Source organism: Thioclava electrotropha, from assembly GCF_002085925.2.
Lineage (GTDB): Bacteria > Pseudomonadota > Alphaproteobacteria > Rhodobacterales > Rhodobacteraceae > Thioclava > Thioclava electrotropha.
This window is the reverse complement of record NZ_CP053562.1, coordinates 4144772-4169870: the sequence shown is the minus strand read 5'-3', so window position 1 is coordinate 4169870 and position 25099 is coordinate 4144772. Positions and strand designations below refer to the sequence as shown.

Below are 25099 nucleotides of genomic sequence, written 5' to 3'. Positions count from 1 at the left end.
TCAGCCGCCCGTGGCGACGAGCTGCCAGTTCGGGTCATTCGCACCCATCGTGCGGGCGAAGGTCCAGATATCACGCTGCTTGCGCGGCGACTTGGGATCGCCCTCGACCACCTCTCCGGCGGCATCGCGCGCGACCGAGATGATCTCGGCCCCGAAGCGCACGGTCACTTCGGCTTCCTTCGTGGAGTGGTCGAAATCGGCATTGCTCAGCACCAGCTCGCGCAGGCCGAGGAATTCCGCCTGAACGTCGAGACCCTTCTCCTTGCGCGCTTCCACAGCGCCCTCGAAGGCCTCGTAGACCTCGGCCGACAGGAAGGGGCGCACCTTTTCCAGATCGCCGGTCTCGAAAGCCATCAGGATCATCTCATAAGCGCCGCGCGCGCCTTGCAGGAATTCCGACACCGAGAAGCTCGGCTCGACGCGTTTCATCGCGGCAAGCGCTACGGCGGCGGTCGAGCCCTCGGGCACATTGTCGATGATATCGTGATCGGGACCGCCTTCGATCACGTCGAAATCGCGCTTCGGCGCCGGGGCGTCCGGCGTTTCGGGCGCGATCGGCTTTTCATAGCCCTCACGGGTCCCGAGCACGCTTTTCAGCTTGAAAATCAGGAAGATCGCAATCGCCGCGAGGACGATAAGCTGAATGACGGCACCGGACATCGAGACCCCTGTGTTTGGCTTCATGTTTGTTTCTAGGTCAATGGCTACTTATGTAAGGCGTCAACTAGTTCAAGTCCACCGGCGCAGCTTGCCCGGAGACGCGATAAAAGAGGATGCCATGTGGATCTTTCTGGCCTTTCTGGCCGTGCCGCTGATCGAGATCGGTCTGTTCATTCAAGTGGGCGGGCTCATCGGCCTGTGGCCGACGCTGGGGATCGTGTTGCTGACCGCGATCGTCGGCACGTCGCTGGTACGCCGGGAAGGGGCGCGTGCGCTCAACGATCTGCGCAGCTCTCTCAATGAATTGAGCGACCCGTCGCGCCCGCTGGCGCATGGCGCGATGATCCTCGTGGCCGGGGTGCTGCTGCTGACGCCGGGCTTCTTTACCGACACGGTCGGGATCCTGCTGCTGATCCCCGGGATTCGCGACTGGGTGATGAAAGCCGCGGCGAGCCGGGTGAAGGTGCAGCGATTCGAGATGGGCGGCGCGTACCGGACGACGACCCAATACGATCCGCGCCGCGAACCTCCGAACCGTCCACGCGATCCGGAGATCCTCGACGCCGAAGAGGTCGAAGAGATGACCCATCGCGACGATCCGAACGGCAAGCCTCCCGGCGGGCCGTCCGGCTGGACGCGTCATTGAGAATTGAGGCTTCTTTCTGCCGGTGCTAAACCTCGCACAATTAATTTTGGGAGAGGTCGATGACTGACGAAGCAAATGGCGAGACCAACGGCGCCGCGGATCCGCAGCAAGAGCAACAAGGGCTGCGTATGAACATCCTCGCGCAATTCACGCGCGACATGTCCTTCGAGAACAATGTCGCCACGAAAGGCGTGCAGACCAGCGACATCCAGCCCGAGATGCAGGTGCAGGTGTCGCTCGACGCCAAGAAGCGCAACGCCGAGCACCAGTACGAGGTGATCACCAAGTTCAAGATCACCGCGAACAACAAGTCGGACGGCGCGACGCTCTACCTGCTCGAGCTCGATTACGGCGGCATCTTCCACGTCGAAGGCGTGCCGGAAGATCAGCTTCATCCCTTCCTGCTGATCGAATGCCCGCGCCAGCTGTTCCCCTTCGTGCGCCGCATCGTTTCGGATGTGACCCGCGACGGTGGCTTCCCGCCCTTCAACCTCGAGATCGTCGATTTCGTCGCGCTGTATCGCAACGAACTGGCGCGCCGTCAGCAGACCGAGGCGCCCACGACGGTCTGATTCGTCAAGCTGGCCTGAGGCGCGGCATCGTGCCTCAGGGACAAGCTGACACCGTGACTCTGGCCTGTCACGGACCCATTTTGTAACGGTGATCCCGCCCGCGACCCGGGCAGGATCATCGGATTCAAAAGAGGTATCATGGGCCAGATACAGGCATGGATCGAGGGCACGCTCGCCCCTGTCGATGTGATGGATGCGCATCGCGAAGGGATCCGCCACCGGGCGGTTTCCATTTTCGTCATGGATGGCGAAAAGCTCCTTTTGCAGAAGCGTTCGGAAAACTGCCTGCAATCTCCCGGTCTCTGGTCGAATACCTGCTGCAGTCACCCTGATTGGGGGGAGCGCCCCGAGACCTGTGCGCTGCGGCGGCTGCGCGAGGAACTGGGCATCGAGGGGCTCTATCCTGCCCATGCCGACCGTATCGAATACCGGATGGATGTCGGCGACGGGCTGATCGAGCATGAAGTAACCGACATCTACATCGCCTATGCGCAGCGCGGCCTTTCCGTGAATCCCGATCCCGAGCTGGTCTCGGAGACTCGCTGGATCGGTCTTTACGACCTCGGTGCCGAGGTGCGGCGCTATCCCGATCGGTTCTCGCGCTGGCTGCGGTTTTACATGCAGGAGCATATCTCCCGCATCCTGCCCGCCCTGATCTGCTGAGCGGCGGGGATTTCTGCCGATTGCCTTAAATTGCTACGCGGAATTCCGCGCTTGCCCTAGCTTTCGCATCGCTTACCTGTAACTCTGCTCTCGATTGGGCGGGGGCATGAGTAATGGGACCGAAGACCATCCGAGTTTTTCATTTGAGCGTGGCGGCGCTTGCGATCCTCGCGACCCCGGCACTCGCATATTCGTTAAAGTTTAATACTCCCGGCGCGTCGGACGATCTGCGCAATACGATCAAGGGCGCGTCGCTTCTGGTGCAATCCGCAGATGACGACAGCAAGGACGCGCAGGACGTGCTCTCCGAGGCGCGCGCCGACTATAACCGCATCGTTTCGGCGCTGTTCGCCGAGGGGCGGTATTCCGGCACCGTGTCGATCAAGCTCGACGGGCGCGAGGCCGCCACGATTCCGCCGCTCGATGCGCCTTCCACGGTGAACAACGTCACCGTGACCGTGACGCCGGGCCCCGAGTTTACCTTCTCGCGCGCCGATATCGCGCCGGTCGCGCCGAAAACCGATCTGCCCGAGGGTTACAAGGTCGGTGCGGTCGCGAAATCGGGCGTGATCGTCGACGCCGCAAGCGCGGCGACGACCGGCTGGCGCGATGCGGGCCACGCCAAGGCCGAAGTCTCCTATCAGAACATCGTCGCGGATCACCGCGCCAATCAGCTGGCTTCCGACGTGCGTCTGGCACCGGGGCCGCTCGTGACCTTCGGACGGCTCGAGACTTCGGGAAACAAGCGCCTGCGCACGAAGCGCCTGCGCGAGATCGCGGGTTTCCCCACCGGCGAGGTCTATGATCCGAAGAAGCTCGATCAGGTTCAGTCGCGGCTGCAGCGCACCGGGATTTTCTCCTCCGTGGCGATCACCGAGGCAAAGACGCTCAACCCTGATGACAGCCTCGATGTGAACCTCGCCGTGGTCGAGCAGAAGAAACGCAAGATCGGCCTCGGCGCGGAACTCAGCTCCAGCGACGGGCTTGGCCTCAACGGCTACTGGCTGCACCGCAACCTCTTCGGCGGCGGCGAACGCTTCCGCGTGGATGCGGGCATTTCCGGGATCGGCGGCGCGACGGGCGGCACGGATTACTCGATCGGCGCGCGGATCGACCGCCCCGCGACCTTCAACCCGGAAACCAGCGCCTATATCACCACCGAGATCAGCCAGAAGAACGAAGAGGATTACACCGAGAACGCCTTCGATATCGGCTTCGGTCTGACGCGGATCTTCAACGACAAGCTGACCGGCGACGTCTCGATCAATTATGGCTGGTCCAAGGTGACCGACGACTCGGGGCAAACCTATTTCCGGCAGGTCTATCTGCCGACGAAACTCACCTGGGACGATCGCGACAACAAGCTCGATCCGACCAAGGGCTATTTCATTCAGGCGGGCGTGACGCCCTTCGTGGGGATCGGCGGCGATACCGGCACCGGGGCTCAGGTCACGGGCGATCTGCGGGCCTATCGGGGCTTCGGACAGAACGACCGCTTCGTGCTCGCGGGCCGAGTGCAGCTTGGCGGGGTCTATGGCTCCGATCTCGAGGAAACCCCGCGGGACTACCTGTTCTATTCGGGCGGCGGCGGCACCGTGCGCGGCCAGCCCTATCAGTCGCTTGGCGTCGAAGTGCTCGACGGCGGCACGCTGAAAACCGGCGGCACCGAATTCGTGGGTTTCCAGGGCGAAGCGCGCATCGGCATCACCGACAAGATCGGCGCGGTCGCCTTCTACGACTACGGCTATATCGCGGGCGGCGGCGACTCGGGCTCGCAGGCAGGCGCGGGCCTCGGCCTGCGCTACAAGACGGGCATCGGCCCGATCCGCCTCGACGTCGGCTTCCCGGTCTCGGGCGGCACCGGATCGGGGGCGCAACTCTATATCGGTATCGGGCAGGCCTTCTGATGAAACGTTTCGCTATCCTTCTCGCCTTCTGCCTCACGCCGCTGGTCGCCACCGCGCAGGACAGCGCGCCGCAGACCGCGGACGGGGCAGGGGCCGCGACCGACGAGCAGACGCAGCGCGACCGCTCCTATCTGACCGGTCTGATCGAGGATAACCTCTCGGGCGCCGGGCGCACCGTGCGGCTTGACGGGTTCTCGGGGGCGCTGAGTTCGCGGGCGACCTTCGATCAGCTCACGATCTCCGACAAGGACGGCGCGTGGATCACGATCAAGGACGGCGCGCTCCAGTGGAACCGCACGGCGCTGCTGACCGGCAAGATCGAGATCGACGAGCTCTCCGCCGCCGAGATCGACCTGCCGCGCCTGCCGACCTCCGAGAGCAGCTCGACCGCCCCCAGCCCCGAGGCCAAGCCCTTCCAGCTTCCCGACCTGCCCGTCTCGGTGCAGATCGGCAAGATCGACGCGAAGAAGGTGATCCTCGGCGAGCCGATCCTCGGGCAAGAGGCGACGGTCAAAGTCTCTGGCTCGATGTCGCTCGCAGGGGGCGAGGGCAACGCCAAGCTCGACATCGCCCGGATCGACAACAAGAAGGGCCAGTTCTCCCTCACCGCATCCTACGAAAACGCCACGCGCGAACTGGGCCTCGACCTGCTGGTGGACGAGGGCAAGAACGGGATCATCGTCCAGAAAGTCGGCCTTCCGGGCAATCCGGCGATGACGCTCGCCGTTTCGGGCAAGGGCCCGCTCGACGATTTCACCGCCGATATCGTGCTGAGCACCGAAGGTCAGCAGCGTCTGGCGGGGCAGGTCTCGGTGGGTAGCAAACTGCCCGAGGGAGCACCCGAAGGCAGCGACAAGGTCACGACCTTCTCCGTCGCGCTGGGCGGCGATATTCGTCCGCTCCTGCCGCCCGATTACCACGAATTCTTCGGCAACGAGGTCGCACTGGTCGCGGATGGCACGCGCACGGCCTCGGGACAGACGACGCTCAATACGCTCGATCTGAAATCGCGCGCGCTGCAGCTGAACGGCTCGGCGCAGACCGGCGCCAACAACATGCCGGTGAAATTCGACCTCACCGCCAATCTCGGCCTCGGCGATGGCCAAGAGGTGCTGCTGCCGATCTCGGGGCCGAAAACCTATGTGCAATCGGGCACGCTCGATCTCTCTTATGACGAGGCCGAAGGCGATGGCTGGAAACTGACGGGCCGTCTGAACCAGCTGCGCCGCGAGGATGGCACCAAGATGCTGACCGCGAACCTCTCGGGTTCGGGCCGCATCCGGCAGGCTTCGCCGCCCTCTGCGGGTGGCACCGTGCTTTTGGGCATCAACGGGCTGGAGCTGTCCGATCCAAAGCTGAGCGCGGCGGCAGGCAGCGCCGTCACCCTGCGCACCGTGTTCTCGTGGCAGCAGGACAAGCCGCTGCGCCTGTCGCAACTGGCGCTGAAAGGCTCCGGCTACAGCCTGAATTCCAACCTCACGATCGACAATATCAGCGAGGGTGTGACCATCGAGGGCGCGGCGCAGATCGACCATTCGAACCTCTCGATGCTGTCGGGTCTGGCGGGGCGTGATCTCGGCGGCGCGGCGCGGATGACAGTCGCGGGGAAATACACCGTTCTCAGCGGCGCCTTCGACGCCAATCTCAACCTCGTCGGTCAGGACATTTCGGTCGACCAGCCGCAGGCGGATCGTGCCTTGGCGGGCCGGTCGGAAATCGCGATCTCGGCCAAGCGAGACGAGACCGGGCTGACACTGGATTCGCTTAACGTGCAGACAAGCGCGGGCACGCTTCAGGCGCAGGGCGATCTGGCGAGCGAGAACGGCAAACTGACCGCCACGCTCGACACCAATGACCTGTCGCTCCTGGGCGATCAATATGGCGGCAAGTTGGCCGCCGATGCGACCGTGACGCTGAATGGCGGCACCTATGGGGTGACACTCAAAGGCACCGGCAATTCCCTCGCGATCGGTATCCCCGAGGTGGACCGCGCGTTGGCCGGACGGTCTGAGATTTCGGTCTCGGGCTCGCGCAGCGATGCCAGCATGACGCTCGACTCGCTCGACGTGAAAACCGCAGCGGGAGAGCTGCAGGCGCAGGGCAATCTCGATGGCGACAAGGGTAAGGTGACCGCTCATCTCGACACCAAGGATCTGTCGGTGCTGGGCGCGAAATATGGCGGCACGCTTGTGGCCGATGCGACGGCGACGATGGATGGCGCGACCTATGGGGTGACGCTCGACGGCACCGGCAAATCCCTCGCCATCGGTCAGCCCGAGGCGGACAAGCTTCTGGCGGGCACGACGAACCTCTCGCTGCAGGCGAAATATGCGAACGGCGCGGTCGAAGTACAGAACCTCGACCTGAAGAACCCGCAGCTCGACGTTTCCGCCAAGGGGACCGCGGGCGAGTCCTCGCGCAAGGTCGACCTGAACGCGCGCCTCGCCAATGCCGCGCTGCTCGCGCCGGGCTTCCCGGGACCGGTGACGGTGTCGGGCACGGTCACCGAGGATGGCTCTGGCTATAATCTGAACCTCTCGGGCACCGGACCGGGCGGCATGGACGCGAAAGTGTCTGGCCGCATGGCGACGAATTTCGCTGATGCCGACCTCTCGATCACTGGGCAGGCGCAGACGGCCCTTGCCAACAGCTTCATCGAGCCGCGCTCGGTCCAAGGCCCGCTCAGCTTCGATTTGCGGATGAACGGCAAACCGGGGCTGGCGGCGCTGTCGGGCACGGTGACGTCGAATGGTGCGAAACTCGTCGCCCCCAATCTCGGCATGGTTCTGGAAAACGTCGACACGCGCGTGCAGCTTTCGAATGGCAGTGCGCAGCTTGGCGTGACCGGGCGGCTGGGGACGGGCGGGCAGATCACTGTCAACGGCCCGATCAACCTCTCCGCGCCGTACAACGGCAACCTGACGATCCGCTTCGACCGCGCGCGGCTGAAGGACCCCGAGCTTTATGACACGCGCGCTTCGGGCACGATCACGATGGACGGCCCGCTGACCGGCGGTGCGAAAATCGCCGGGCGCATCACGCTGAGCGATACCGAATTGCGGGTGCCCTCCTCGGGCGTCGGCGGCGGGGCTTCGGTCCCCGACGGCATCCAGCATGTCGGCGAGAGCGGTGCGGTGCGCGAGACACTGAAGCGCGCCAGCCTGCTGAACAATGGTCAGAGCGATGCGAGCGGTGGTGCAAAGGCCTCCGGTCCGTCCTTCCCGCTCGATGTCACCATCGCCTCCGAACGCGGCATCTTCGTGCGCGGCCGGGGTCTGGATGCGGAGCTTGGCGGTTCGCTGCGGATCACCGGCACCACGGCGAACGTGATCCCGATCGGGCAGTTCCAGCTGGTGCGCGGGCGGCTCGACATTCTGGGCCAGCGCTTCACGCTCGATCAGGGCCGGATCGCGCTGCAAGGCGCGCTGGTGCCCTATATCGACTTCACCGCGACCACGACGCAGGACGATTACACGATCTCGATCAACATTCAGGGGCAGGCGAATGCGCCACTGGTGACCTTCGCGTCCTCGCCCGACCTGCCGCAGGACGAGGTTCTGGCGCGGCTGATCTTCGGGCGGTCCATCGACAATCTCTCGCCCTTGCAGGCGGCGCAGTTGGCCTCGGCCGTCGCGACGCTCGCGGGCAAGGGCGGCGAAGGGATCATCGGCAAGCTGCGGAAGAATTTCGGGCTGGATGATTTCGACGTCTCGACCGATGCGCAGGGCAACACCCAGCTCAAGGTCGGGAAATACCTGTCGGACAATATCTATACCGATGTCACGGTGGGCGGCGACGGCACCTCGCAGATCAACCTCAATCTGGATGTGACCAAGAGCCTCACCGCGCGCGGCACCGTCGGCTCTGACGGCAAGAGCGGGGTCGGCCTCTATTTCGAGAAGAACTACTGATCCATAAGTTTCACTTCATTTCCGCGCCCGGAAATAAGTGAAACTTATGATGAGGGGGCTTCCTTGGTCTTAGCCTCGTCGTCGCCCTCGATTGCGTCGCGGAGTTTCTCTTGCGCGCGGCGCTTGCGGAAGGCGGCGAGCTCGGCGTTCAGCGCGGCCCCCATCAGAACCGAAAAGGCGCTGAGATAGAGCCAGACGAGAAGCGCGATTACCGCCCCGATAGAGCCGTAGATCTTGTTGTAATTGCCGAAATTCGACAGGTAGAAGGTCAGCCCGATCGAGCTGAGCCCCCAGAGCGCCGTCGCCAGAACCGCGCCGAGCGTCAGGATCGGATCGCGCTTGCCCTCGGTGTTCGGGCCATAGCGATAGAGAATGCCGAGCGCGGTCAGCATCAGCAAAAGCATCGCCGCCCATGGCAGTCCCGAGAGCAGGATTTTTGAGTATTCGTGGAAGGGCAGGAAGTTGATGACGACGGGCACGACGACCACCGTCGCCATCGCGGCCAGCATCACGCCGACCAGCGCGATGGTCATCAGGTAGCCCATGATGAAGCTCCAGATCGTCGCCCGGGGCCGGGTGCCATGGATCACGTTGAGGCTGAGCACCAACGCCGCGACACCCGCGCGGGCCGAGAACAGTGTCACGGCGGCAGAGAACATCACGCCGAGCCCGATCGTTGCGCGCGGCCCGATCAGCCAGTTCTGAATCTGGTCGTTGATCAGCGCATAGGCTTCGGGCGGGATGAAATCATCCGCCACGTTGAGATAGGTGCGGATCACGGTCGGATCGGCAAACGCGCTCCAGAGGGCGATGGTCGCGGAGATGCCGGGGAAGATCGCGAGCATGGAATAGAAGGCGACCCCCGCCGACACGAGGGTGATATTCGATTGGAACAGCCGCCCGAACAGGCTGACCGCGAATTTCGCCGTTTCTCTCACGCGCTACTCCTCGTTTCATTCACCATTGCTCAAGCCCCGCGTGATCGCAACGCGGGGCCCGCGCTTTGCTGAAAGCTGTTGCGTCTCAGGCGCTTGGCGTCGCGCGAGCCGAACCGTGCCTGTGCCAGACAGGGCCGGAAACACGAAAACATGCTGGAATAGGGTCTATTTTTGGCCAAGGCGCAGGTCAGTACGGGCCGAGCCACGCGCGCCCTCCGCCCGTGGTCGGGGCCAGGATCACGAAAGCGCCAGATTGTCACAAAAGGGAATCACTTCGCCGTTAGGAGCGTCGTGAACGCAACTAGCCAAGGGATCAGCCATGTCGCTTCGTACGACCCTCCTCCAAGCCACCGCTATCGCTGTGCTGCCGCTTGCGGCGCATGCCGGTGACATCTCTTTCTCGCCCGTTCCTTTCGCCAAGGACGACGCGGCCAAACGTCAGGCTATCGCCTCCGACACGGTCACCATCGACGGCAAGGATTACAAGATCGGCTATCACGTGATGGCGCGCTCGGGCGACAAGATCGGTGACAACACCTTCGCCCTGCTGACCGACAAGGACGGCAACCCGGTTAAGTCGGCCGACGGCTCCGAGCATATCTCGGACTCCGCCGATTTCACCTCGCTCCTCCGTCAGGGCGACAAGCTTTATTCGGTGACGCATTTCGAGTCGCGCCCCGGTGCGATGTATCTCAGCGAAGTCGCGCAGGATGCGGACGGCAACCTGAAGCTGGTCTCCACCAAGCCGATCGACTTTTCCGAATATCACGGTCTCTGGGTGCCCTGCGCGGGGTCCGTGACGCCGTGGGAGACGCATCTGGGCTCGGAGGAATACCCGGCCGATGCGCGCGCGATCGAAGCGGCGACCTCGCTCGACGAGATCGACGATTACGATTTCCCGATGGTGCGCTATGCGGGCGTGAACCCCGAGGGCATGAGCCTCGAGCAGTTCCGCGACGCGTATAAGCCCTATCGCTACGGCTACCCGACCGAGATCACCGTCTCGGAAGACGGCTCGGCCAAGGCTGACAAGCATTTCGCGATGGGCCGCGTGGCTGTGGAGCTGGCCTATGTCATGCCCGACCAGAAAACCGCCTATATCTCGGATGACGGCACCAATGTCGGCCTGTTCCGCTTTGAAGCCGACACCGCAGGCGATCTGAGCGCCGGTACGCTTTATGCGGCCAAGTGGAACCAGACCTCGGCAGAAAATGGCGGCGCGGCCGATCTGGAATGGGTCGATCTGGGCCATGCCGACGACGCGACGATCCAGAAGGCGATCGAAGCCGGCACCCAGTTCTCGGATCTCTTCGAGACCGCCGAGATGGGCGAGGACGGTTCCTGCGCCGATGGCTTCTCGGCTTCGAACGCCGAAGGCAATCCCGAATGTCTGAAGGTCAAGGACGGCATGGATGCGATCGCCTCGCGTCTGGAAACCCGTCGCTATGCCTCGATGAAGGGCGCCACGACCGAGTTCCGCAAGATGGAAGGCATCACCTACGACGCCGACAAGCATCAGATGTATCTGTCGATGTCGGCTGTCGAGAAGGGCATGGAAGACGGTGCCAAGCAGGATCTGGGCGGGATGAACGCGATCAAACTGCCCAAGAACAAGTGCGGCACGGTCTATTCGCTCTCGCTGGACGACAAGTTCACCGCGACGAAGATGATGGGTCTGATCTCGGGCAAGCCGCTCACCGAAGAGCACAAGGTCAAGGCGCAGGACGCAAGCTGCGACCCGGCGCATGACATGTGCGGCGACACGGCCGAGCTGAACAGCTGCGATATCAACGGCATCGCGAACCCGGACAACATCACCTACATGCCGGGCTACAACACGCTGATCATCGGTGAAGACACCGGTTCGGGCCACCAGAACGACGTGATCTGGGCGATGAACACCGACACCAAGGAGCTGACCCGCATCCTTTCGACGCCCTACGGTTCGGAAACCACCTCGACCTACTGGTACCCGAACGTCAATGGACACGGCTATCTGATGGCGGTCATCCAGCACCCCTATGGCGAGAGCGACGAAGACAAGCTGACCGACCCGGCGCAGGCGCGCGCCTATGTTGGCTATGTTGGTCCGTTCCCGCAGATGGATGCCACCGCGAAGACCCAATAACGGGCGCTCGCGAGACATTTCTGGCGAGGCCCGGCGGAGACCCGGGCCTCGCCTTTTCTTTCAAGACTGAGGACTGACGGATGCTGCGGATTTCGATACTGGCGCTGCTGAGCATGACCAAGATGGCGGGGGCGGTCGATCTGAAGACCACGGTGCTGGGCAATCCGACGGCCTATATTCCTCCGCAATGCTATACCAAAACAGAAGATGCGGCGGGCGAGGTGCATAACCCCTGCCAGACCTGTCACACTTATCCGCGCCATCCCAATTATGTGCGCGATGCCGATCTGCAGACCGAATACGCGTTTCCGGGACCTGCGCTCGAGAACCCGTGGCGCAACCTCTTCGTGGATCGCCGCGCCGCGGTGGCTGCGACCCAGAGCGCGGAGATCCGCGCCTATGTGCGGCAGGACAATTACCACGATGCGGCGGGCGGGATCGCCCTGGCCGCGAAGCTCGCCGATCCGCCAGAGGCCTGGGACGCGAACGGCAATGGCGAATGGGACGGCTATATCCCTGACGTTCAATTCGCTTTCGACGAGGAGGGGTTCGACCGCAGGCCCGATGGTCGCCTGACCGGCTGGCGCGCCTTCGCCTATCAGCCGCTGCCCGGTACGTTCTGGCCGACGAATGGCTCGACCGATGATGTGATGATCCGTCTGCCGGAGGCGTTCCGTCAGAGTGCCGACGGGGTCGAGAACCTCAGCGTCTACAAGACCAACCTCGCGATCGTGCAGGCGCTGATCACCCGCGCGGATGTCGCGATCGAGCCCACCGACGAGGTCGCGATGGACGTCGATCTGGACCGCGACGGGGTGATGGGGCAGGCGGAGGTGGTGAAATTCGCCTTCGCGCCGCTCGATGGGATCACGATGCATTGGGCGGGGCGCGCGGGTGTCGAAGGCGCTCGGCTTGCCGCGGGGCTCTATCCCAAGGGCACGGAATTCGTCCATTCCGTGCGCTATATCGACCCGACGCCCGAGGGCATCGAACTGGCCGCGCGGCTGAAAGAGCTGCGCTACATGGTCAAGACGGATTGGGAGAGCTATGCCGATCTGGAAGAGACCGCGCTGGCCGAGTTGAAGGAAGACAGCGCCTTTCCTGACCGCACCAAGCAGTTCTTCGGCAGTTCCGAAACCGGTGTCCCCAATACGTTCGGCTGGCGGCTGCAGGGTTTCATCGAGGATGCGACGGGCGATCTGCGCCCGCAGAGCTTCGAGGAAACTGTGTTCTGCGTCGGCTGTCATGGCACGCTGGGCGTGAACGACGATTCCACCTTCGCCTTCGCGCGCAAGCTGGGCAAGGACGCCTATCGCGGCGGCTGGTATCACTGGACGCAGAAGGGGCTGGCTGGCACGCCTGACCGGGTGCGCGCCGATGGCAGCGGCGATTACGCCCATTACCTGCGCACCAACGGGGCCGGGGACGAGTTCCGCGCCAATGCCGAGCTCATCGAGGAGTGGCTCGAGGCGGGAAAGCTGCCGCCCGAGAAAGAGGCGGCTTTGGCCGAGGATATCGGCCCGCTGATCCTGCCCTCGCCAGAGCGTGCCGATGCGCTCAACGCGGCCTACCGGATGATCGTGCGCGACCAGAGTTTTACCCAAGGCCGCGACGCGACGGTGGCCCCGGTCGACGGCACGGTCTGGCGTGAAGTGGAGCAGGATCAGCCAACAGGGATCGAGGAAATCGCCCAGCCGTGGTATAAGCGCCGCTAATCTGAACCAATCTGCGCCAGCGGATTGCGTTTTTCGCCGTCAATTGGCAGTGTTTGCGCAAATCGGTACATTTTTTCGGGAGCGCCATCATGGCAAAAGTCATCCGCCAACTTTCCGCAAGCGCCGCAATCGCGGTCGCTGCTGTCTGCACCGCCGCGAGCGCGCAGGCAGAAAGTGGCGTGACCTTCACCATCGGCGCGGGCGCACGCTATGCCCCGTCCTATTTCGGCGCGGATCATTACGACACCAGCCCCACCGCGAAGGTGAAGCTCAACAGCTTCTCGCTGCAGGGGATGCGCTTCGGTTCGAACGATCCGAATTACGAAAAGCTGGGCCCGAACGTGCATGGCTCCTTCCGTCTCGTCGGCGGTCGTAATTCGAGCGATTATTCCGAGATCGCGGGTCTCGACGACGTCACCACGTCGCTCGAACTGGGTCTCGGGCTTGGCTATCAGGCGCCGCAATGGGGTGCTTTTGCCGATATGCGCTATGGCGTGGTCGGGCATAACGCCGTGGTCGCTGAAATCGGCGCCGATTGGAAGCCGATCAAGACCGACAATTTCAAGCTGAGCATCGGGCCGCGCGTCTTCTATGGCTCGGGCCTCTACAACCGCACCTATTTCGGCATCAGCCCGTCGGAATCCACGGCGAGCGGTCTGGCGGCCTATTCGCCCGATGGCGGCCTCGTCTCGACCGGTCTGGAACTGTCCGCGACCTATCAGCTGGGCAATGACTGGGCGGTCGAAGGCAAGCTGAACTACGATCGCCTGCAGGGCGATGCGGCGGACAGCCCGATCGTGCAGCAAGGCTCGCGCGAGCAAAGCTCGGTCTCGCTGATGCTGACCCGCCGGGTGAGCTTCCCGTTCTGATCGGGACAAAGCTTCCTAAGAGACACGTAAAGCCAAGCCGCATGGGTCGCCCGTGCGGCTTGCTTTTTTTTTCGCGCCGCGCCGCGCATGTTGGCGGCAGATTTCCTCTCCAGACGTGATGCGCCGATGACCCAGACACAGCCGCCCGCCCGTGATCGCACCGCGCGCGCCCTGATCGAAGCCGGGATGCGCCTGTTCGGGACGAAAGGCTTCGCGGCCACCTCGACGCGGGAACTGGCCGAGGCGGCGGGCGCGAATGTCGCCGCGATTTCCTACCATTTCCAAGGCAAGGAAGGGCTACGCCGCGCCTGCGCGTTGGAATTCGTGCGGCGCATGGAAGAGGTGATGCGGCCTCTTGGACCCCCGGAGGCGCTGTCGCCCGAGGCGGCGGAAGCGGAGCTCAAGACGCTGATGGAGGCGATGATCTCGCGCATCCTTACGCAGCCGGATGCGGCCTCGATGATCGGCTTCGTGATGCGCGAAGTGACCGAAGGGGGCGAGACGCTCGATATTCTCTATGACCGTCTGATTTCGATCGTGCATGGGCGTCTGCTGGCGCTGTGGGCCCGGGCGAGCGGGGCGTCGGAGGACGATCCGGAGAGCGCGCTGCGGGTTTTCGCGATGATCGGCCAAGTGCTTTATTTCCGGCTCGGCGCGGAGGTCGTGCGTCGCAAGATGGGATGGTCGGAGATAGGCTCGGCGGAGGTTGCGCAGATTTCCTGGGTCGTCGCAGACAATCTGGATGCGATGCTGGTGCAGGCGCGTGGCAAGACCGCCCCCGACGCATGAAAAAGGCCGCCCCGGCGGGAGCGGCCTCGAAAATTCATAGCGTCTTCGCACTTATACCGGCGGTTTGCCTTTTACCGCCCGGGCGACCATGGCCACCACGAACAGGATCAGGAAGACCACGAAGAGGATCTGTGCGATCCCGGCAGATGCGCCTGCGATGCCGCCAAAACCGAGCGCCGCGGCAATCAGCGCGATAACGAGAAAGGTCAAAGCCCAACCAAGCATGGGTATTCTCCTTCGGATGTTGCGTACATTAGCGCTGAGTGCTGCGCTTTCATGACATCCAAACGTGCCGTTTTCCCGAAAGTTCCATTACCCTGAGTCAGCAAATTCGCGGAACATCGTGCGCTTTCCGGCGTTTGGGCGGCGATTCACAACCTCACGAAAAAGGGAGATGGGGACATGGAAATGAATATGACGGGCCTCGGCGGCTTTTGGGGTATCTTACTTCTCGCACTTGATATCTGGGCGCTGGTCTCGATCGTCGGGTCGAATTCCAGCACCGGCAAGAAAGTGCTCTGGGCGCTTCTCGTCTTCTTCCTGCCGCTGATCGGTTTCCTGATCTGGCTGGTGGCCGGGCCGCGCGCCTCGAAGTGACGAAATCAAGGGGGGCGGCTGCGGAGAGCCTCAAGGAACCGCATTCCCCAACCCGCGTTGGAACCACAGAAATCGCGGCAAGAGGCCGTGACATGTTTGGGAGAGGTCGATGAGTTACCACGAGACCGAAGAACCTGACGGCCACGAGGGCCGAGGAACGGTGACCGATTTGCTGAACCGGGTGATCGAGCAGACGCGCGAGATCGCACGGACCGAGGCGGAATTGGTGCGCGCTGAAGCTGCCCATCGGGCTGGTCTTGCGCGCAATGCCGTCATTCTCGGCGCGGTCGCCCTGGTTTTCGCGCTCGGTGCGATCTTCCCCCTGACGCAATCCGCCATCTACGGGCTGGAATGGGCCGGCCTCGACCGGGGCCCCGCGACGTTGATCGTCGGCGTGGTGCTTCTGATCCTCGGCATCATCGCGGCGCTGATTGCCGCATCGAAGCTGCGCAAAGTGTCGAGCCCACCCACCCGTCTCAAGGAAAACCTGTCTGCTGACGCGCAGGCGCTTAAGGAGAGCTTCAAATGACCGAGAAGAAAACCATTGAGGAAATCGAGAACCGTCTGCGCCAGGACCGTGCCGATCTCGCATCGACGCTCGGCGATCTGACCGGCCGCATCGCGCCGGACTATCTCTCCGATCAAGTTTCGCAAGTCGTGCGCGACTATGCGGCGCCGGCTGCGCGCAGTGCCGAACAGGCCGTGCGCAAGAACCCGGTGGCCTTCGCCCTCGCGGGTGCCGGTATCGCTTGGTTCCTGCTGCGCCAGCGCAACTCGGACACCGTTGAGCAAGAGGATCTTGTCGCCGATGCCGATCCGCTCGTGATGCCGAGCGAAGCGGGCGCCGATGGCTGGATCGACGAGATCGACACGCTGCGCCACGATGCGTCGGTGCGTCTCGAAGATCTCGAGGCCGAGCAGCGCAGCTCGACCGACAAGGCGCGTGACTTCGTCAAGGAGCGCTCCGAGGTGATGCAGAAATTCGCGAGCGACCTGCGCGGCTCGCTGTCCTCGGGTCTGAGCGACCTCAATGAGGATGCGCGCGACCGCGTGGTGCGGGCCCGCGAAAGAGCCTATTCCGCCCGGATTCGCCTACAGGACGGTGCGACCCAAGCCGGTACGACCAGCAAACAGATGGTCAAGGATCACCCGCTGATCGCCGCCGCTATCGGCTTCGCCATCGGTGCCGCGATCTTCAACGCGGTGCCCAAGCCGGACGTCAATGTCAGCCGCCGCAGCTTCGGACCGCGTGCGAACCGTCTGTTCGACGAGGCCGAGCGCCTTTACCGCGACGAGAAGCGCCGTGCGGGCAAGGTTGCCGATCAGTTCAACGACGAGCTGAAGCGGACCGCGCGCTCGGTGATGAGCTCGGCCGGTGACGAGGCACGCAGTGCTGCACGTGACTTCGGCGATCAGGCGATGGCCGCAGGCGAGCAGCTGATCGACCGCCTTTCGCGCCAGCTTGCTCAGGAAGCCAACCGCGCGCTGCGCGACGTCGGCCAGTCGCTGCAAAAAGGCGAAGAGGAAGTGCGCGCCGGGGCCGAAGAGGCCAAGGATGCCGCGAAGTCCAAGGCTGAAGAGGTCGCGTCCAAGGCTGAGGCGAAGACCCACGAGGCGGCCGAGAAGGTGAAGGCGAACCATTCGTCGTCCTCCTCCTCGTCCACGTCGAGCGCGTCCTCGACCAACCCGACGTCCTCGTCGGCGCCGAAAACCACCCACTGATCCGATCGGTGGATCTGATTGGAAAAGGCCGGGCCTCGTGCCCGGCCTTTTTGTTTGGCGGCTCATGGCGCTCGCTGCGCGTGACCGACCCGCAAAAGAGAACCGGCGCCGCAATCTCTGCGACGCCGGTTTATACTGTTTTACGCTGGAATAGGGTCTAATTCCGAAGATCAGACCGAGCTCGACCAGGTGTCGACTTCGCGCTCGGCATCCTCTTTCGTCTTGCCGTATTTCTTCTGGATCAGGCCGACCATCTGCTCGCGATGGCCTGCCGCCTCCTCAAGTTCGTCATCGGTCAACTCGCCCCAGTTCTCGCGGGCCTTGCCCTTCATTTCTTTCCAGCTGCCTTTAATCTGATCCCAATTCATGGCGTCACTCCTTTCAAGATGAAGACGCGGGTCTCGGCGTCGTCCATCAACGTTTCGCCGGGGGCGATGTTCCTGTGTGTGAGGGCGCAAAAACTCGGGAACTGCGGGGGCTCCAGCGGCGTTAGCTCGCGAAACCCAAGAGGGAAGTAATTCTCGAAATGCATCGCCTGGAGACCCTGTCGCGCATCGCCATGATCGTGATCGCTGTAATCGCTGTCGTGGCTGCGCTTAGCCAGGTGGAAAGCTTGCTTGCCCCCGTCGTGCTCGCGCTCGTCGTTGGGATCGTGCTTTCACCGATTTCCGATGCATGGGAGAAAAGAGGTCTGTCGCCTGTCTGGGGGGCACTTACCTCGCTCGTTATCTCTCTGATGATCGCCGTGTTGCTGGTTCTCGTGATCCAGCCGGTGATCGCGGAGCTGATGCGTCAGGCACCGAAGGTGATGGACGACATGCGTTCCACCATCATTCATATGCGTCACATGTTCCAAGGCATTCAGGACGCCTCGAAGGAGGTGAGCGATGCGATCACCCCGGCGAAGGATGCCGCGCAGGATGGCGGTGGCAATGGCGACAAGAGCGCCGTGCCGGACGCCAAGGATCTCGTCATGCTCGCCCCGGCCATCATTGCGCAGGGGCTGATCTATATCGGGGCGCTGTTCTTCTTCCAGCTCTCGCGGACCGAGATTTACAACTGGATCGCGAAGCACCTCGCGGAGCCGGCGAGCCGCGGCGCAACCGCTGCGCGGCTGCGCAAGGCGGAGACCCGGGTGTCGCGTTATTTCCTCACGATCACGGTGGTGAATGGCGGTCTCGGGCTGGCGGTGGGCGTCGCGATGCAGCTGATCGGGTTGCCGAATGCGCCGCTCTGGGGGCTGGTGGCCTTCCTGATCAACTACATTCTCTATCTCGGCCCCGCGGCGCTGATTATCGCGCTGGGATTTGCAGGCGTGGCGACGTTCGACGGGATCCGGGTGATCCTGCCGCCGCTTATCTACGTGATGCTCAACGCGACCGAGGCGCAATTCGTGACCCCGGCCGCGATCGGGCGGCAGATGCGGCTCAATCCGCTTCTGGTCTTCCTGTCGCTGACCTTCGGGATCTGGCTCTGGGGGCCGCTGGGCGGGATCGTGGCGATTCCGCTGCTGCTCTGGGCTTTGGTGCTGACCGACAGCCTGCCGGATCCGAAATCCGAGGCTGAGCAGAAGCTCGAAACCAACTGAGCCGGCGCGGCCCGCCCCAGATGAGGCGACGCGGCCCGCGATCAGCCAGTGCGATCAGACCATCTCTTCGGGAATGAACGGCAGCTTGCGCGCAATTTTGCGCGCGGCTTCCATGTCGTAGGGGAGCACGAAGCCTTCCCGGTCCTCGGGGGCTTTGGTGCCGTTCTCGCGAGCGAGTTCGGTCCAGGCCGAGACTGCGCGAGTCGGGTCGAAGAACGCCTCTTCGGGCGCAGGCGGCAGCCAATGGCGCATAAGGCGACGGCGCATCGCCGGGATGCCGTCGTTGCGGCGCAGATAGACGCCCGCCTCGCTGTCCCAGTGCAGAGACCGCCCGTTGAGGTTTGCGGAGGTGATAAGCGCCGCGTCCTCGTCGAAGATTGAGACTTTCGCGTGGACGTAAATCAGCGGCGCGCCACCGGTGCGCATCGCCCCGTCATCATCGGGATCGGCGATGCGCGGCTCTGCCGGGCAACCGATGAACAGGCGGCTGCCGAAGGCTTCCCTGATGATGTCCAGCGCGCGGACCTGAAGATACTCGCCATAGCGCACGTCGCTGGTCGGGCGGTCGGCCATCATCAGCGTCTCGGGCGCGGCGGGCAGTATCAGGATCAGGTTGAGATTGGGGTTCTCGCGCGCGGCGCGGGCCAGATGATTTGCGAGATTGCGCGAGCGGAAGAACTGGCTCTCGAGATAGATCAGCTTCTGCGCGCGCGCGATCAGCATCTCATGCGCGTTCTCGATCTCGGTCCGATAGAGCTTCGGCCCGATCCGGAAGGTCGCGAATTTGCGCCGCTGCGAAATCGTGCGGAGCAGGCGACGCGGCGGCTTAGCCAGCTTGTCGCCGGCGCAGCTTTCGTGGAAGGTCTCCAGATGGGCCTTCGCCTCGGCGACGACGGGGCCGGTCATCATCAACTGCACATCGTGCCAGGTCATCTCGCCGTCGCGCTCGTGCACGGGCGTGTCGAAGCGGCGGTTGTCGAGATCCAGCCCACCGATATAGAGCTTCTTGTCGTCGAACACGGCAAGCTTCTGGTGATGCGTCGCCGGGAACAGTTTCGGAGGCGCGCCGCGGAACTTGCGGTGGATTTTATTATCCGATCCGGTCTTGAGATATTCCCGCAGCCCCGGCATGTCGCGCATCGCCGTCAGCCGCTTGGCCTCGTCCATCCCGTTGAGCCAGCTCGCGTGGTTGCCGAGCTTGTAATAGACATAGGGCCAGAAGATCGTGCGCGGCAGGATGCCCGATTGCGCCGGGTGCATCAGTGCGCGCAGCTGCAGATTGGCGTTCGGCCCGGCCAGTTCGCGCGCAGCGCAGAACATGCGGATCGACGACCACGTCATGCGATGCAGCTCGGGCTTGGCGCAGGGGTCGAAGTCGGTCAGGTCGATCTGCATCGCCACGCCACGTTTCAGCAGGTGGATGATCAGGTCGAACCAAGTCGCACCGATGGCGCGCCCGCGATCCGATTTCAGTTTCGTGTTGAGGTCGAAGACGCGGAAGGAGGCGTGGATAGAGTGCCGCGAGTCGAGGAAGGCATCCTCGAGCACGGGATAAGCCTCGGCTGCTGTCAAAAGCAGTCTGACGCGGCTCTCGGCGTGAACTCCGGCTTGTTTAAGACGTTCCATGCGGCTCGTTTTTTCTGAACGGCCGCGAAGGTGACCAGAGGTCGCCGCGGCGGGTATCTCACTCAATTGCTCTCTTCAGAAACTGTTTCGTGTTTCCGAGATTTCAAGCGCTCTTCGTGACGCAATTCGCTCTCGACGAGGGGGCGCAATGTGAAGTCAGCATTGAGCAGGTATTCGTCGTTTGTGGTCTCGATCTCGATCGTGCCGGAGAGCTGCTGCACGAAGGCGTTGACCAGTTGCGACCCCAGCCCGGTGCCGTCCACAGCCTCCAGCGGCGGGGCGTCCGTATCGACGGTATTGCGCACGCTGAGACGCGCCTGCATCCCTTCGAGCTTGTTCAGCGAGATGTCGAGCTTCGGTTTGCCGTCACGGGCGGAGGCGTATTTCATCGCGTTGGTCATCGCTTCGGTCAGGAGAAGCGAGAGCGGCACGGCCTGATCGGGCGTCAGGTGAATGTCGTCGATATGGCAGTCGACCGAGACATGGCGGCCCGGCCCGGTTGCAAGGCGGGTGATCTGGCGCACGATATCGGGTAGCAGCTCCTGCGCGCGGATATCGGTGAGCCCGGAGGTCTGGTAGAGGCCGCGGTGGATCGTCGCGAGCGAGATGACCCGCTCCTGCAGCGATTTCATCAGCCCCTTGGCTTCGGGCGTGCGCGCCTGCCGCATCTGCATGTTGATGATCGAGGCGATGAGCTGGAGGTTGTTCTTCACCCGGTGGTGGACCTCGCGGAGCAGCACTTCCTTGTGGTGCACCATGTCTTCCAGTTCGGCCTCGTCATGCAGGATAGTCTCGGTCATCCGGTCGTAGGCTTCGGCGAGATCGCGGATTTCCGAAGGCGCGGTCGACAGGTTGAGATTGCCCACGATCCGGCTGCCGGTGGCGAAGCTGGTGATTGCGCTCGACAGTTTGCGGACGTGGCCGATGACCAGTTTCTGCATCGCGAAATAGGCGACGAGCAGGCTCGCCATCCACATCAGCGCGGGGAACAGCACCGGCGAGATATCGGCGAAGGGGCTCAGCGCGGAGGCGGCCTGCGCGGGCCAGCTACCGAGTGCATAGAGTTGGTCGGGGACGAGTTCGACGACGGAATAGACCCGCTCTATTCCGAGGTTGGAATCCCCCGAGAAGGTGACCGCGCCATTGCCGGCCAGCAGTTTCAGGGAGCGGTCGACGGGCAGGTGCGACTGGGTGTTCGACAGTCCGTCCGAGGAGGTCAGGATCGTACCCTCGCGGTCGAAGGTCATGATCACCAGCGGCCGATCGTCGGCGAGCTTCGGCCCGTCCTTCGCCAGCGAAAGCGAGGAGTGGCTCATCGAGATCGCGATGATCCCGATATGATCGCCCGCCGCGTTGTAGACGGGATGGGCCACGCCCAGCACCGAGGTGCCCGACACCGGCGCATCGCGATTGACGTAGAAGCTGGTGCGATCCGCGGTCATCATCCTCTCGAAGATGTCCTGACCTTTGAAATCGTAACTCTTGCCCGAGTTCGAGCAGCTCATCTTACCGCTGTCGGGAATGAAGGCGACGAGGGAGAATTCGGGGAAGGCGCCCGAGATCTGCCGCATCCAGTTCGAGCAGGCCTCGTCACTACCCACGAGCGGCTGGACGGTGCTGGCAAGGACGCGGGCTGCATCCTGCGCGTGCTGGATCACCCGCGTCTCGCCTGCGACGGCGCGCATCGTCTCGCCCATCAGGGCGGCCTCGGAGCGCGCCTGCGCTTCGCGAACGACCGAGGTCGATTGCAGCACGGCGATGATCAGCAGGGGGAAGAGCGCGACGGCCAGCATGAAGGCCAGCCGCACGCCAAGCCCGTCAAAAAAGGGAATGACGCCCCGTTTCCGAGCTTGAAACGGGGCGTGGTCACTGTAGTGCTCGTCGTCTGCCGCTTTCGCGGCTTCCGAATTCATGCGGCGGCAACTCCGGATTTGCCCATCACGGCCAGCGAATTTCGATCCGAGCCGGACAGAATGTCTTCACCTTCTTCCAGCCCGAGCATCTCCGCAAGCCGGGCGCGGGCTCGGTTGGCACGACTTTTCACCGTCCCGACTGCGACGCCCATCATTCCGGCGGCTTCCTCGTAGGAGAAGCCCGAGGCGCCGACGAGGGTCAGAACCTCGCGGTGTTCGGGGCTGAGCTGATCGAAGGCCACGACGAAATCGTTCATCGCGAGACGTCCGTCATGCGCAGGTTTCTCGTAGAGCGAAGCCGCGTGGATACCCTCGGGGTCTGCAACCTCGCGCTTACGCTTTCGGCGGTCCGAGTAGAAGGTATTGCGCAGGATCGTGAAGAGCCACGCACGCAGGTTCGTGCCGCGCTCGAATTTCTCGATATTCGACCACGCCTTGACGATCGTGTCCTGCACGAGGTCGTCGGCAGAGGCCGAATTCCGGGTCAGCGACAGGGCGAAGGCGCGCAGGGCTCCGAGATGATCGGGCAGTTCCTCACGCGGATCGCGGGCTTCGGTAGACGAGTTGGCTTTGGAGGACGAAGTCATTTTTCGCCCTCCTTCGCCTTGAGTTGCGCCAGCAAGTCTTTGAACCGATCTGGCACTTCTTCCTGAAGCGCCTCCTCATAAACCTTCTTCAGGTTTTGATTGATCTGGTCCCTGATACTGGACTTAGGCTTTTCGTCTGCCATATCACTATACATCCGGTTTCGATCCCACTCATTTTGCACGGAACCGAACGCGGGGCCAGAGAGTTTGGTTCCCGAAAAAACGCAAAAGGGGGTTTTCATGTCCGAAGACATCGCCGGCACCATCGGAGCCAACCTGCCGTATCTGCGGCGCTACGCCCGAGCCCTTACCGGCAGCCAGGACAGCGGCGACAGATACGCCGCGGCTACGCTCGAGGCCATACTCGAAGACACGACGCCTTTCGAGAATAACGATCCGAAGCTCGCATTGTTCCACGCCTTCCATCTGGTCTGGGCCTCCGCCGGTGCGCCGCTGGGCGAGCCGGACAACCGGCTGTCGGCACGTGCGCAGGATCACATGTCGACGCTCACGCCGAACACGCGTGAGGCACTTCTGCTGCACTCGATCGAAGGGTTCCGCGTCGAGGAGATCGGCACGATCATGCAGGTCGACACCGACGAGGCGAAGGAACTGATCGACATCGCGATCCGCGAGATGGAAACCTCCGTCGCGGGCAAGGTGATGATCATCGAGGACGAGGCGATCATCGCGATGGATATTCGTGCCATCGTCGAGGATATGGGGCACCAGATCACCGGTATCGCCCGGACCCGGACCGAAGCGGTGGAGCTTGCTTCGACCGACAAGCCCGACCTGATCCTTGCCGACATTCAGCTGGCGGATAATTCCTCGGGCATCGACGCGGTGAACGACATTCTCGCGCAGTTCGGCAACGAGCTGCCCGTCGTCTTCATCACGGCCTTCCCGGAGCGTCTGCTGACCGGCGAGCGGCCCGAACCCGCCTTTCTGATCACCAAGCCCTACACCGAGAGCCAGGTGCAGTCGGCTGTCAGCCAGGCGATGTTCTTCTCCTCCACGGAGACGCTTGCGGCCTAACGGCGGGATCAGGCGAAACACATGAAAAAGGCGGCTCCGGGGATCGGGGCTGCCTTTTTTCACATGCGGGTCGCGTGCACTACAGATTGAAGCCGCGTCCCTGCAACCAGCGGCAGCCGCGCGCGGTTCTTCCTTCAGAGACGAATTGACGAAACCCATTCAGACCGAAGGAGCCGCCCCATGACGAATATCGTGATTACCGGCGCATCCGCAGGCGTGGGACGCGCCGTCGCGCGCCGCTTCGCCGCCAAAGGCAACCGCATCACCCTGATCGCGCGCAACAAGGCGCGGCTCGAGAAAGCGGCGGAGGAAATTCGCGCGAAGGGCGGCGAGGCCCTCGTGCAGCCGCTCGATGTTGCCGATGCCGATGCGGTCGAGGCCGCGGCTGTCGCCGCCGAGCGCGCTTTCGGTCCGATCGACATCTGGATCAATATCGCGATGGTCACGGTTCTGTCGCCCGTGGCCGAGATGACGCCCGAGGAATATCGCCGCGTGACCGAAGTGACCTATCTCGGGACCGTCAACGGTACGCTCTCCGCGCTGAAGCGGTTCCGCCAGCAGGGGTGGGGCACGATCGTGCAGACAGGCTCTGCGCTGGCCTATCGCGCGGTGCCGCTGCAATCGGCCTATTGCGCGGCGAAGGCGGCGATCGTGGGTTTCACCGACAGCCTGCGCTCCGAGCTGATCCACGAGAAGTCCGACGTGAAGATCACGGTCTGCCACCTGCCGGCGGTGAACACGCCGCAATTCGACTGGGCGCGCAACAAGCTGCCCAACCGTCCGCGCCCGGTCGCCCCTGTGTTCCAGCCGGAGCTGATCGCGGATGGCATCCATCACGCGGCCTTCCATCCCAAGCGGGAATATTGGCTGGGTTTCTCGGCGGTGAAGGCGATCCTGTCGGAGAAGATCTCGCCGGAGCTGGGCGACCTATATCTGGCGCGCACGGCGATTACCGGGCAGCAGACGGAGGAACCCGCCGATCCTACCCGGGCGGACAATCTCTATGACAGCGTCGATGGCGATTGGGAGGCGCGGGGGCGGTTCTCCGACGAGGCGAGCGACAGCTCTCCGGCGATTGTGATCTCCGAGCATGGCGGCTCGCGGCTCGTCGCGGGCGGTGGTGCGGCGCTGGTCGCGGGGCTGATGCTGGGGGCAGTCTTCGCCGCGTCACGGCACCGTGGCTGAGCACCCGCAAAAAGATTTGAAGAACGCGCGCCGAGCGGCGCGCGT

The 25099-nt window shown here is 63.3% G+C and carries 23 protein-coding genes; 15 read left to right on the top strand and 8 right to left on the bottom strand.

All coding sequences use genetic code 11. The features are described from left to right. Window positions 1–660, bottom strand: coding sequence for a Tim44/TimA family putative adaptor protein (locus tag AKL02_RS19905; protein WP_083079527.1), 660 nt, complete (start codon window positions 658–660; stop codon window positions 1–3). Between the two features lie 118 nt (window positions 661–778). Between AKL02_RS19905 and AKL02_RS19900 the strand changes: the two genes are divergently transcribed. The 5 genes from AKL02_RS19900 (at window position 779) to AKL02_RS19880 (ending at window position 8359) form a co-directional block, all read left to right on the top strand. After that, on the top strand, window positions 779–1306 hold the full coding sequence (locus tag AKL02_RS19900) for an FxsA family protein (protein WP_083079391.1): 528 nt from the start codon (window positions 779–781) through the stop codon (window positions 1304–1306). 59 nt (window positions 1307–1365) lie between these two features. Then, on the top strand, window positions 1366–1878 hold the full coding sequence (gene secB / locus AKL02_RS19895) for a protein-export chaperone SecB (protein WP_078522734.1): 513 nt from the start codon (window positions 1366–1368) through the stop codon (window positions 1876–1878). Window positions 1879–2013: 135 nt separating this feature from the next. Continuing rightward, window positions 2014–2541: an isopentenyl-diphosphate Delta-isomerase gene (locus tag AKL02_RS19890; RefSeq protein WP_108722436.1), complete on the top strand. Its 528-nt coding sequence runs from the start codon at window positions 2014–2016 to the stop codon at window positions 2539–2541. 113 nt (window positions 2542–2654) lie between these two features. Beyond that, window positions 2655–4448, top strand: coding sequence for an autotransporter assembly complex protein TamA (locus AKL02_RS19885; RefSeq protein ID WP_083079387.1), 1794 nt, complete (start codon window positions 2655–2657; stop codon window positions 4446–4448). After that, entirely contained in the window at window positions 4448–8359 is a 3912-nt protein-coding gene (locus tag AKL02_RS19880; protein ID WP_083079384.1) for a translocation/assembly module TamB domain-containing protein, read from the top strand. The genes AKL02_RS19885 and AKL02_RS19880 overlap by 1 nt, the downstream gene beginning before the upstream one ends. Window positions 8360–8403: 44 nt before the next feature. Here the strand turns inward: AKL02_RS19880 and AKL02_RS19875 are convergent, their stop codons facing one another. After that, window positions 8404–9297: a YihY/virulence factor BrkB family protein gene (locus tag AKL02_RS19875; protein ID WP_083079382.1), complete on the bottom strand. Its 894-nt coding sequence runs from the start codon at window positions 9295–9297 to the stop codon at window positions 8404–8406. A gap of 319 nt (window positions 9298–9616) precedes the next feature. Between AKL02_RS19875 and AKL02_RS19870 the strand changes: the two genes are divergently transcribed. The 4 genes from AKL02_RS19870 (at window position 9617) to AKL02_RS19855 (ending at window position 14798) form a co-directional block, all read left to right on the top strand. Next, window positions 9617–11425 carry a PhoX family protein gene (locus AKL02_RS19870; RefSeq protein ID WP_083079380.1) on the top strand — a complete coding sequence of 603 codons (1809 nt, stop codon included), beginning with the start codon at window positions 9617–9619 and terminating at the stop codon, window positions 11423–11425. A gap of 80 nt (window positions 11426–11505) precedes the next feature. Continuing rightward, on the top strand, window positions 11506–13140 hold the full coding sequence (locus AKL02_RS19865; protein ID WP_083079378.1) for an Aq_1262 family (lipo)protein: 1635 nt from the start codon (window positions 11506–11508) through the stop codon (window positions 13138–13140). A gap of 89 nt (window positions 13141–13229) precedes the next feature. After that, window positions 13230–14009, top strand: coding sequence for a MipA/OmpV family protein (locus AKL02_RS19860; protein WP_083079375.1), 780 nt, complete (start codon window positions 13230–13232; stop codon window positions 14007–14009). A 126-nt stretch (window positions 14010–14135) separates the two neighbouring features. Next, window positions 14136–14798: a CerR family C-terminal domain-containing protein gene (locus AKL02_RS19855; RefSeq protein WP_165757036.1), complete on the top strand. Its 663-nt coding sequence runs from the start codon at window positions 14136–14138 to the stop codon at window positions 14796–14798. Window positions 14799–14849: 51 nt separating this feature from the next. On the opposite strand, the gene AKL02_RS19850 is transcribed toward AKL02_RS19855, so the two are convergent. Then, entirely contained in the window at window positions 14850–15023 is a 174-nt protein-coding gene (locus tag AKL02_RS19850; protein ID WP_075776656.1) for a DUF1328 domain-containing protein, read from the bottom strand. A gap of 177 nt (window positions 15024–15200) precedes the next feature. Between AKL02_RS19850 and AKL02_RS19845 the strand changes: the two genes are divergently transcribed. The 3 genes from AKL02_RS19845 to AKL02_RS19835 all read left to right on the top strand — a co-directional run bounded on the left by AKL02_RS19845 (window position 15201) and on the right by AKL02_RS19835 (window position 17117). Beyond that, entirely contained in the window at window positions 15201–15395 is a 195-nt protein-coding gene (locus tag AKL02_RS19845; protein ID WP_093477206.1) for a PLD nuclease N-terminal domain-containing protein, read from the top strand. A 109-nt stretch (window positions 15396–15504) separates the two neighbouring features. Further along, window positions 15505–15924 carry a phage holin family protein gene (locus AKL02_RS19840; protein WP_078541429.1) on the top strand — a complete coding sequence of 140 codons (420 nt, stop codon included), beginning with the start codon at window positions 15505–15507 and terminating at the stop codon, window positions 15922–15924. Continuing rightward, entirely contained in the window at window positions 15921–17117 is a 1197-nt protein-coding gene (locus AKL02_RS19835) for a hypothetical protein (RefSeq protein WP_083079373.1), read from the top strand. The genes AKL02_RS19840 and AKL02_RS19835 overlap by 4 nt, the downstream gene beginning before the upstream one ends. Window positions 17118–17287: 170 nt before the next feature. Here AKL02_RS19835 and AKL02_RS19830 read toward each other — a convergent pair whose 3' ends face one another. Beyond that, complete coding sequence (locus AKL02_RS19830; protein WP_078522745.1) at window positions 17288–17485, bottom strand: CsbD family protein; 198 nt, start codon at window positions 17483–17485, stop codon at window positions 17288–17290. Between the two features lie 158 nt (window positions 17486–17643). On the opposite strand from AKL02_RS19830, the gene AKL02_RS19825 reads away from it, so the two are divergent. Further along, complete coding sequence (locus AKL02_RS19825; RefSeq protein ID WP_083079370.1) at window positions 17644–18705, top strand: AI-2E family transporter; 1062 nt, start codon at window positions 17644–17646, stop codon at window positions 18703–18705. A gap of 54 nt (window positions 18706–18759) precedes the next feature. Here the strand turns inward: AKL02_RS19825 and AKL02_RS19820 are convergent, their stop codons facing one another. The 4 genes from AKL02_RS19820 to AKL02_RS19805 form a co-directional block, all read right to left on the bottom strand. Continuing rightward, window positions 18760–20331 (bottom strand): phospholipase D-like domain-containing protein, encoded by a 1572-nt coding sequence (locus AKL02_RS19820; protein ID WP_083079367.1) that lies wholly within the window; start codon window positions 20329–20331, stop codon window positions 18760–18762. Between the two features lie 62 nt (window positions 20332–20393). After that, complete coding sequence (locus tag AKL02_RS19815; RefSeq protein WP_083079365.1) at window positions 20394–22244, bottom strand: sensor histidine kinase; 1851 nt, start codon at window positions 22242–22244, stop codon at window positions 20394–20396. Further along, a complete protein-coding gene (locus tag AKL02_RS19810; protein ID WP_078522749.1) occupies window positions 22241–22831 on the bottom strand; it encodes an RNA polymerase sigma factor in 591 nt (196 codons plus the stop codon). The genes AKL02_RS19815 and AKL02_RS19810 overlap by 4 nt, the downstream gene beginning before the upstream one ends. Beyond that, window positions 22828–22974 (bottom strand): NepR family anti-sigma factor, encoded by a 147-nt coding sequence (locus AKL02_RS19805; RefSeq protein ID WP_078522790.1) that lies wholly within the window; start codon window positions 22972–22974, stop codon window positions 22828–22830. The genes AKL02_RS19810 and AKL02_RS19805 overlap by 4 nt, the downstream gene beginning before the upstream one ends. Window positions 22975–23071: 97 nt before the next feature. Between AKL02_RS19805 and AKL02_RS19800 the strand changes: the two genes are divergently transcribed. After that, window positions 23072–23869, top strand: a complete 798-nt coding sequence (locus AKL02_RS19800; protein ID WP_078522750.1) for a response regulator — start codon at window positions 23072–23074, stop codon at window positions 23867–23869. 180 nt (window positions 23870–24049) lie between these two features. Beyond that, the gene (locus AKL02_RS19795; protein WP_083079362.1) at window positions 24050–25054 is read left to right on the top strand and encodes an SDR family oxidoreductase; all 1005 of its coding nucleotides are present in this window, start codon (window positions 24050–24052) and stop codon (window positions 25052–25054) included. Window positions 25055–25099 lie beyond the last annotated feature (45 nt).

Coding starts and splice junctions, on each gene's coding strand:
- AKL02_RS19905 (WP_083079527.1), bottom strand. CDS start 660: ATGTCCGGTGCCGTCATTCAGCTTATCGTCCTCGCGGCGATTGCGATC.
- AKL02_RS19900 (WP_083079391.1), top strand. CDS start 779: ATGTGGATCTTTCTGGCCTTTCTGGCCGTGCCGCTGATCGAGATCGGT.
- secB (WP_078522734.1), top strand. CDS start 1,366: ATGACTGACGAAGCAAATGGCGAGACCAACGGCGCCGCGGATCCGCAG.
- AKL02_RS19885 (WP_083079387.1), top strand. CDS start 2,655: ATGGGACCGAAGACCATCCGAGTTTTTCATTTGAGCGTGGCGGCGCTT.
- AKL02_RS19880 (WP_083079384.1), top strand. CDS start 4,448: ATGAAACGTTTCGCTATCCTTCTCGCCTTCTGCCTCACGCCGCTGGTC.
- AKL02_RS19870 (WP_083079380.1), top strand. CDS start 9,617: ATGTCGCTTCGTACGACCCTCCTCCAAGCCACCGCTATCGCTGTGCTG.
- AKL02_RS19865 (WP_083079378.1), top strand. CDS start 11,506: ATGCTGCGGATTTCGATACTGGCGCTGCTGAGCATGACCAAGATGGCG.
- AKL02_RS19860 (WP_083079375.1), top strand. CDS start 13,230: ATGGCAAAAGTCATCCGCCAACTTTCCGCAAGCGCCGCAATCGCGGTC.
- AKL02_RS19855 (WP_165757036.1), top strand. CDS start 14,136: ATGACCCAGACACAGCCGCCCGCCCGTGATCGCACCGCGCGCGCCCTG.
- AKL02_RS19850 (WP_075776656.1), bottom strand. CDS start 15,023: ATGCTTGGTTGGGCTTTGACCTTTCTCGTTATCGCGCTGATTGCCGCG.
- AKL02_RS19845 (WP_093477206.1), top strand. CDS start 15,201: ATGGAAATGAATATGACGGGCCTCGGCGGCTTTTGGGGTATCTTACTT.
- AKL02_RS19840 (WP_078541429.1), top strand. CDS start 15,505: ATGAGTTACCACGAGACCGAAGAACCTGACGGCCACGAGGGCCGAGGA.
- AKL02_RS19835 (WP_083079373.1), top strand. CDS start 15,921: ATGACCGAGAAGAAAACCATTGAGGAAATCGAGAACCGTCTGCGCCAG.
- AKL02_RS19830 (WP_078522745.1), bottom strand. CDS start 17,485: ATGAATTGGGATCAGATTAAAGGCAGCTGGAAAGAAATGAAGGGCAAG.
- AKL02_RS19825 (WP_083079370.1), top strand. CDS start 17,644: ATGCATCGCCTGGAGACCCTGTCGCGCATCGCCATGATCGTGATCGCT.
- AKL02_RS19820 (WP_083079367.1), bottom strand. CDS start 20,331: ATGGAACGTCTTAAACAAGCCGGAGTTCACGCCGAGAGCCGCGTCAGA.
- AKL02_RS19815 (WP_083079365.1), bottom strand. CDS start 22,244: ATGAATTCGGAAGCCGCGAAAGCGGCAGACGACGAGCACTACAGTGAC.
- AKL02_RS19810 (WP_078522749.1), bottom strand. CDS start 22,831: ATGACTTCGTCCTCCAAAGCCAACTCGTCTACCGAAGCCCGCGATCCG.
- AKL02_RS19805 (WP_078522790.1), bottom strand. CDS start 22,974: ATGGCAGACGAAAAGCCTAAGTCCAGTATCAGGGACCAGATCAATCAA.
- AKL02_RS19800 (WP_078522750.1), top strand. CDS start 23,072: ATGTCCGAAGACATCGCCGGCACCATCGGAGCCAACCTGCCGTATCTG.
- AKL02_RS19795 (WP_083079362.1), top strand. CDS start 24,050: ATGACGAATATCGTGATTACCGGCGCATCCGCAGGCGTGGGACGCGCC.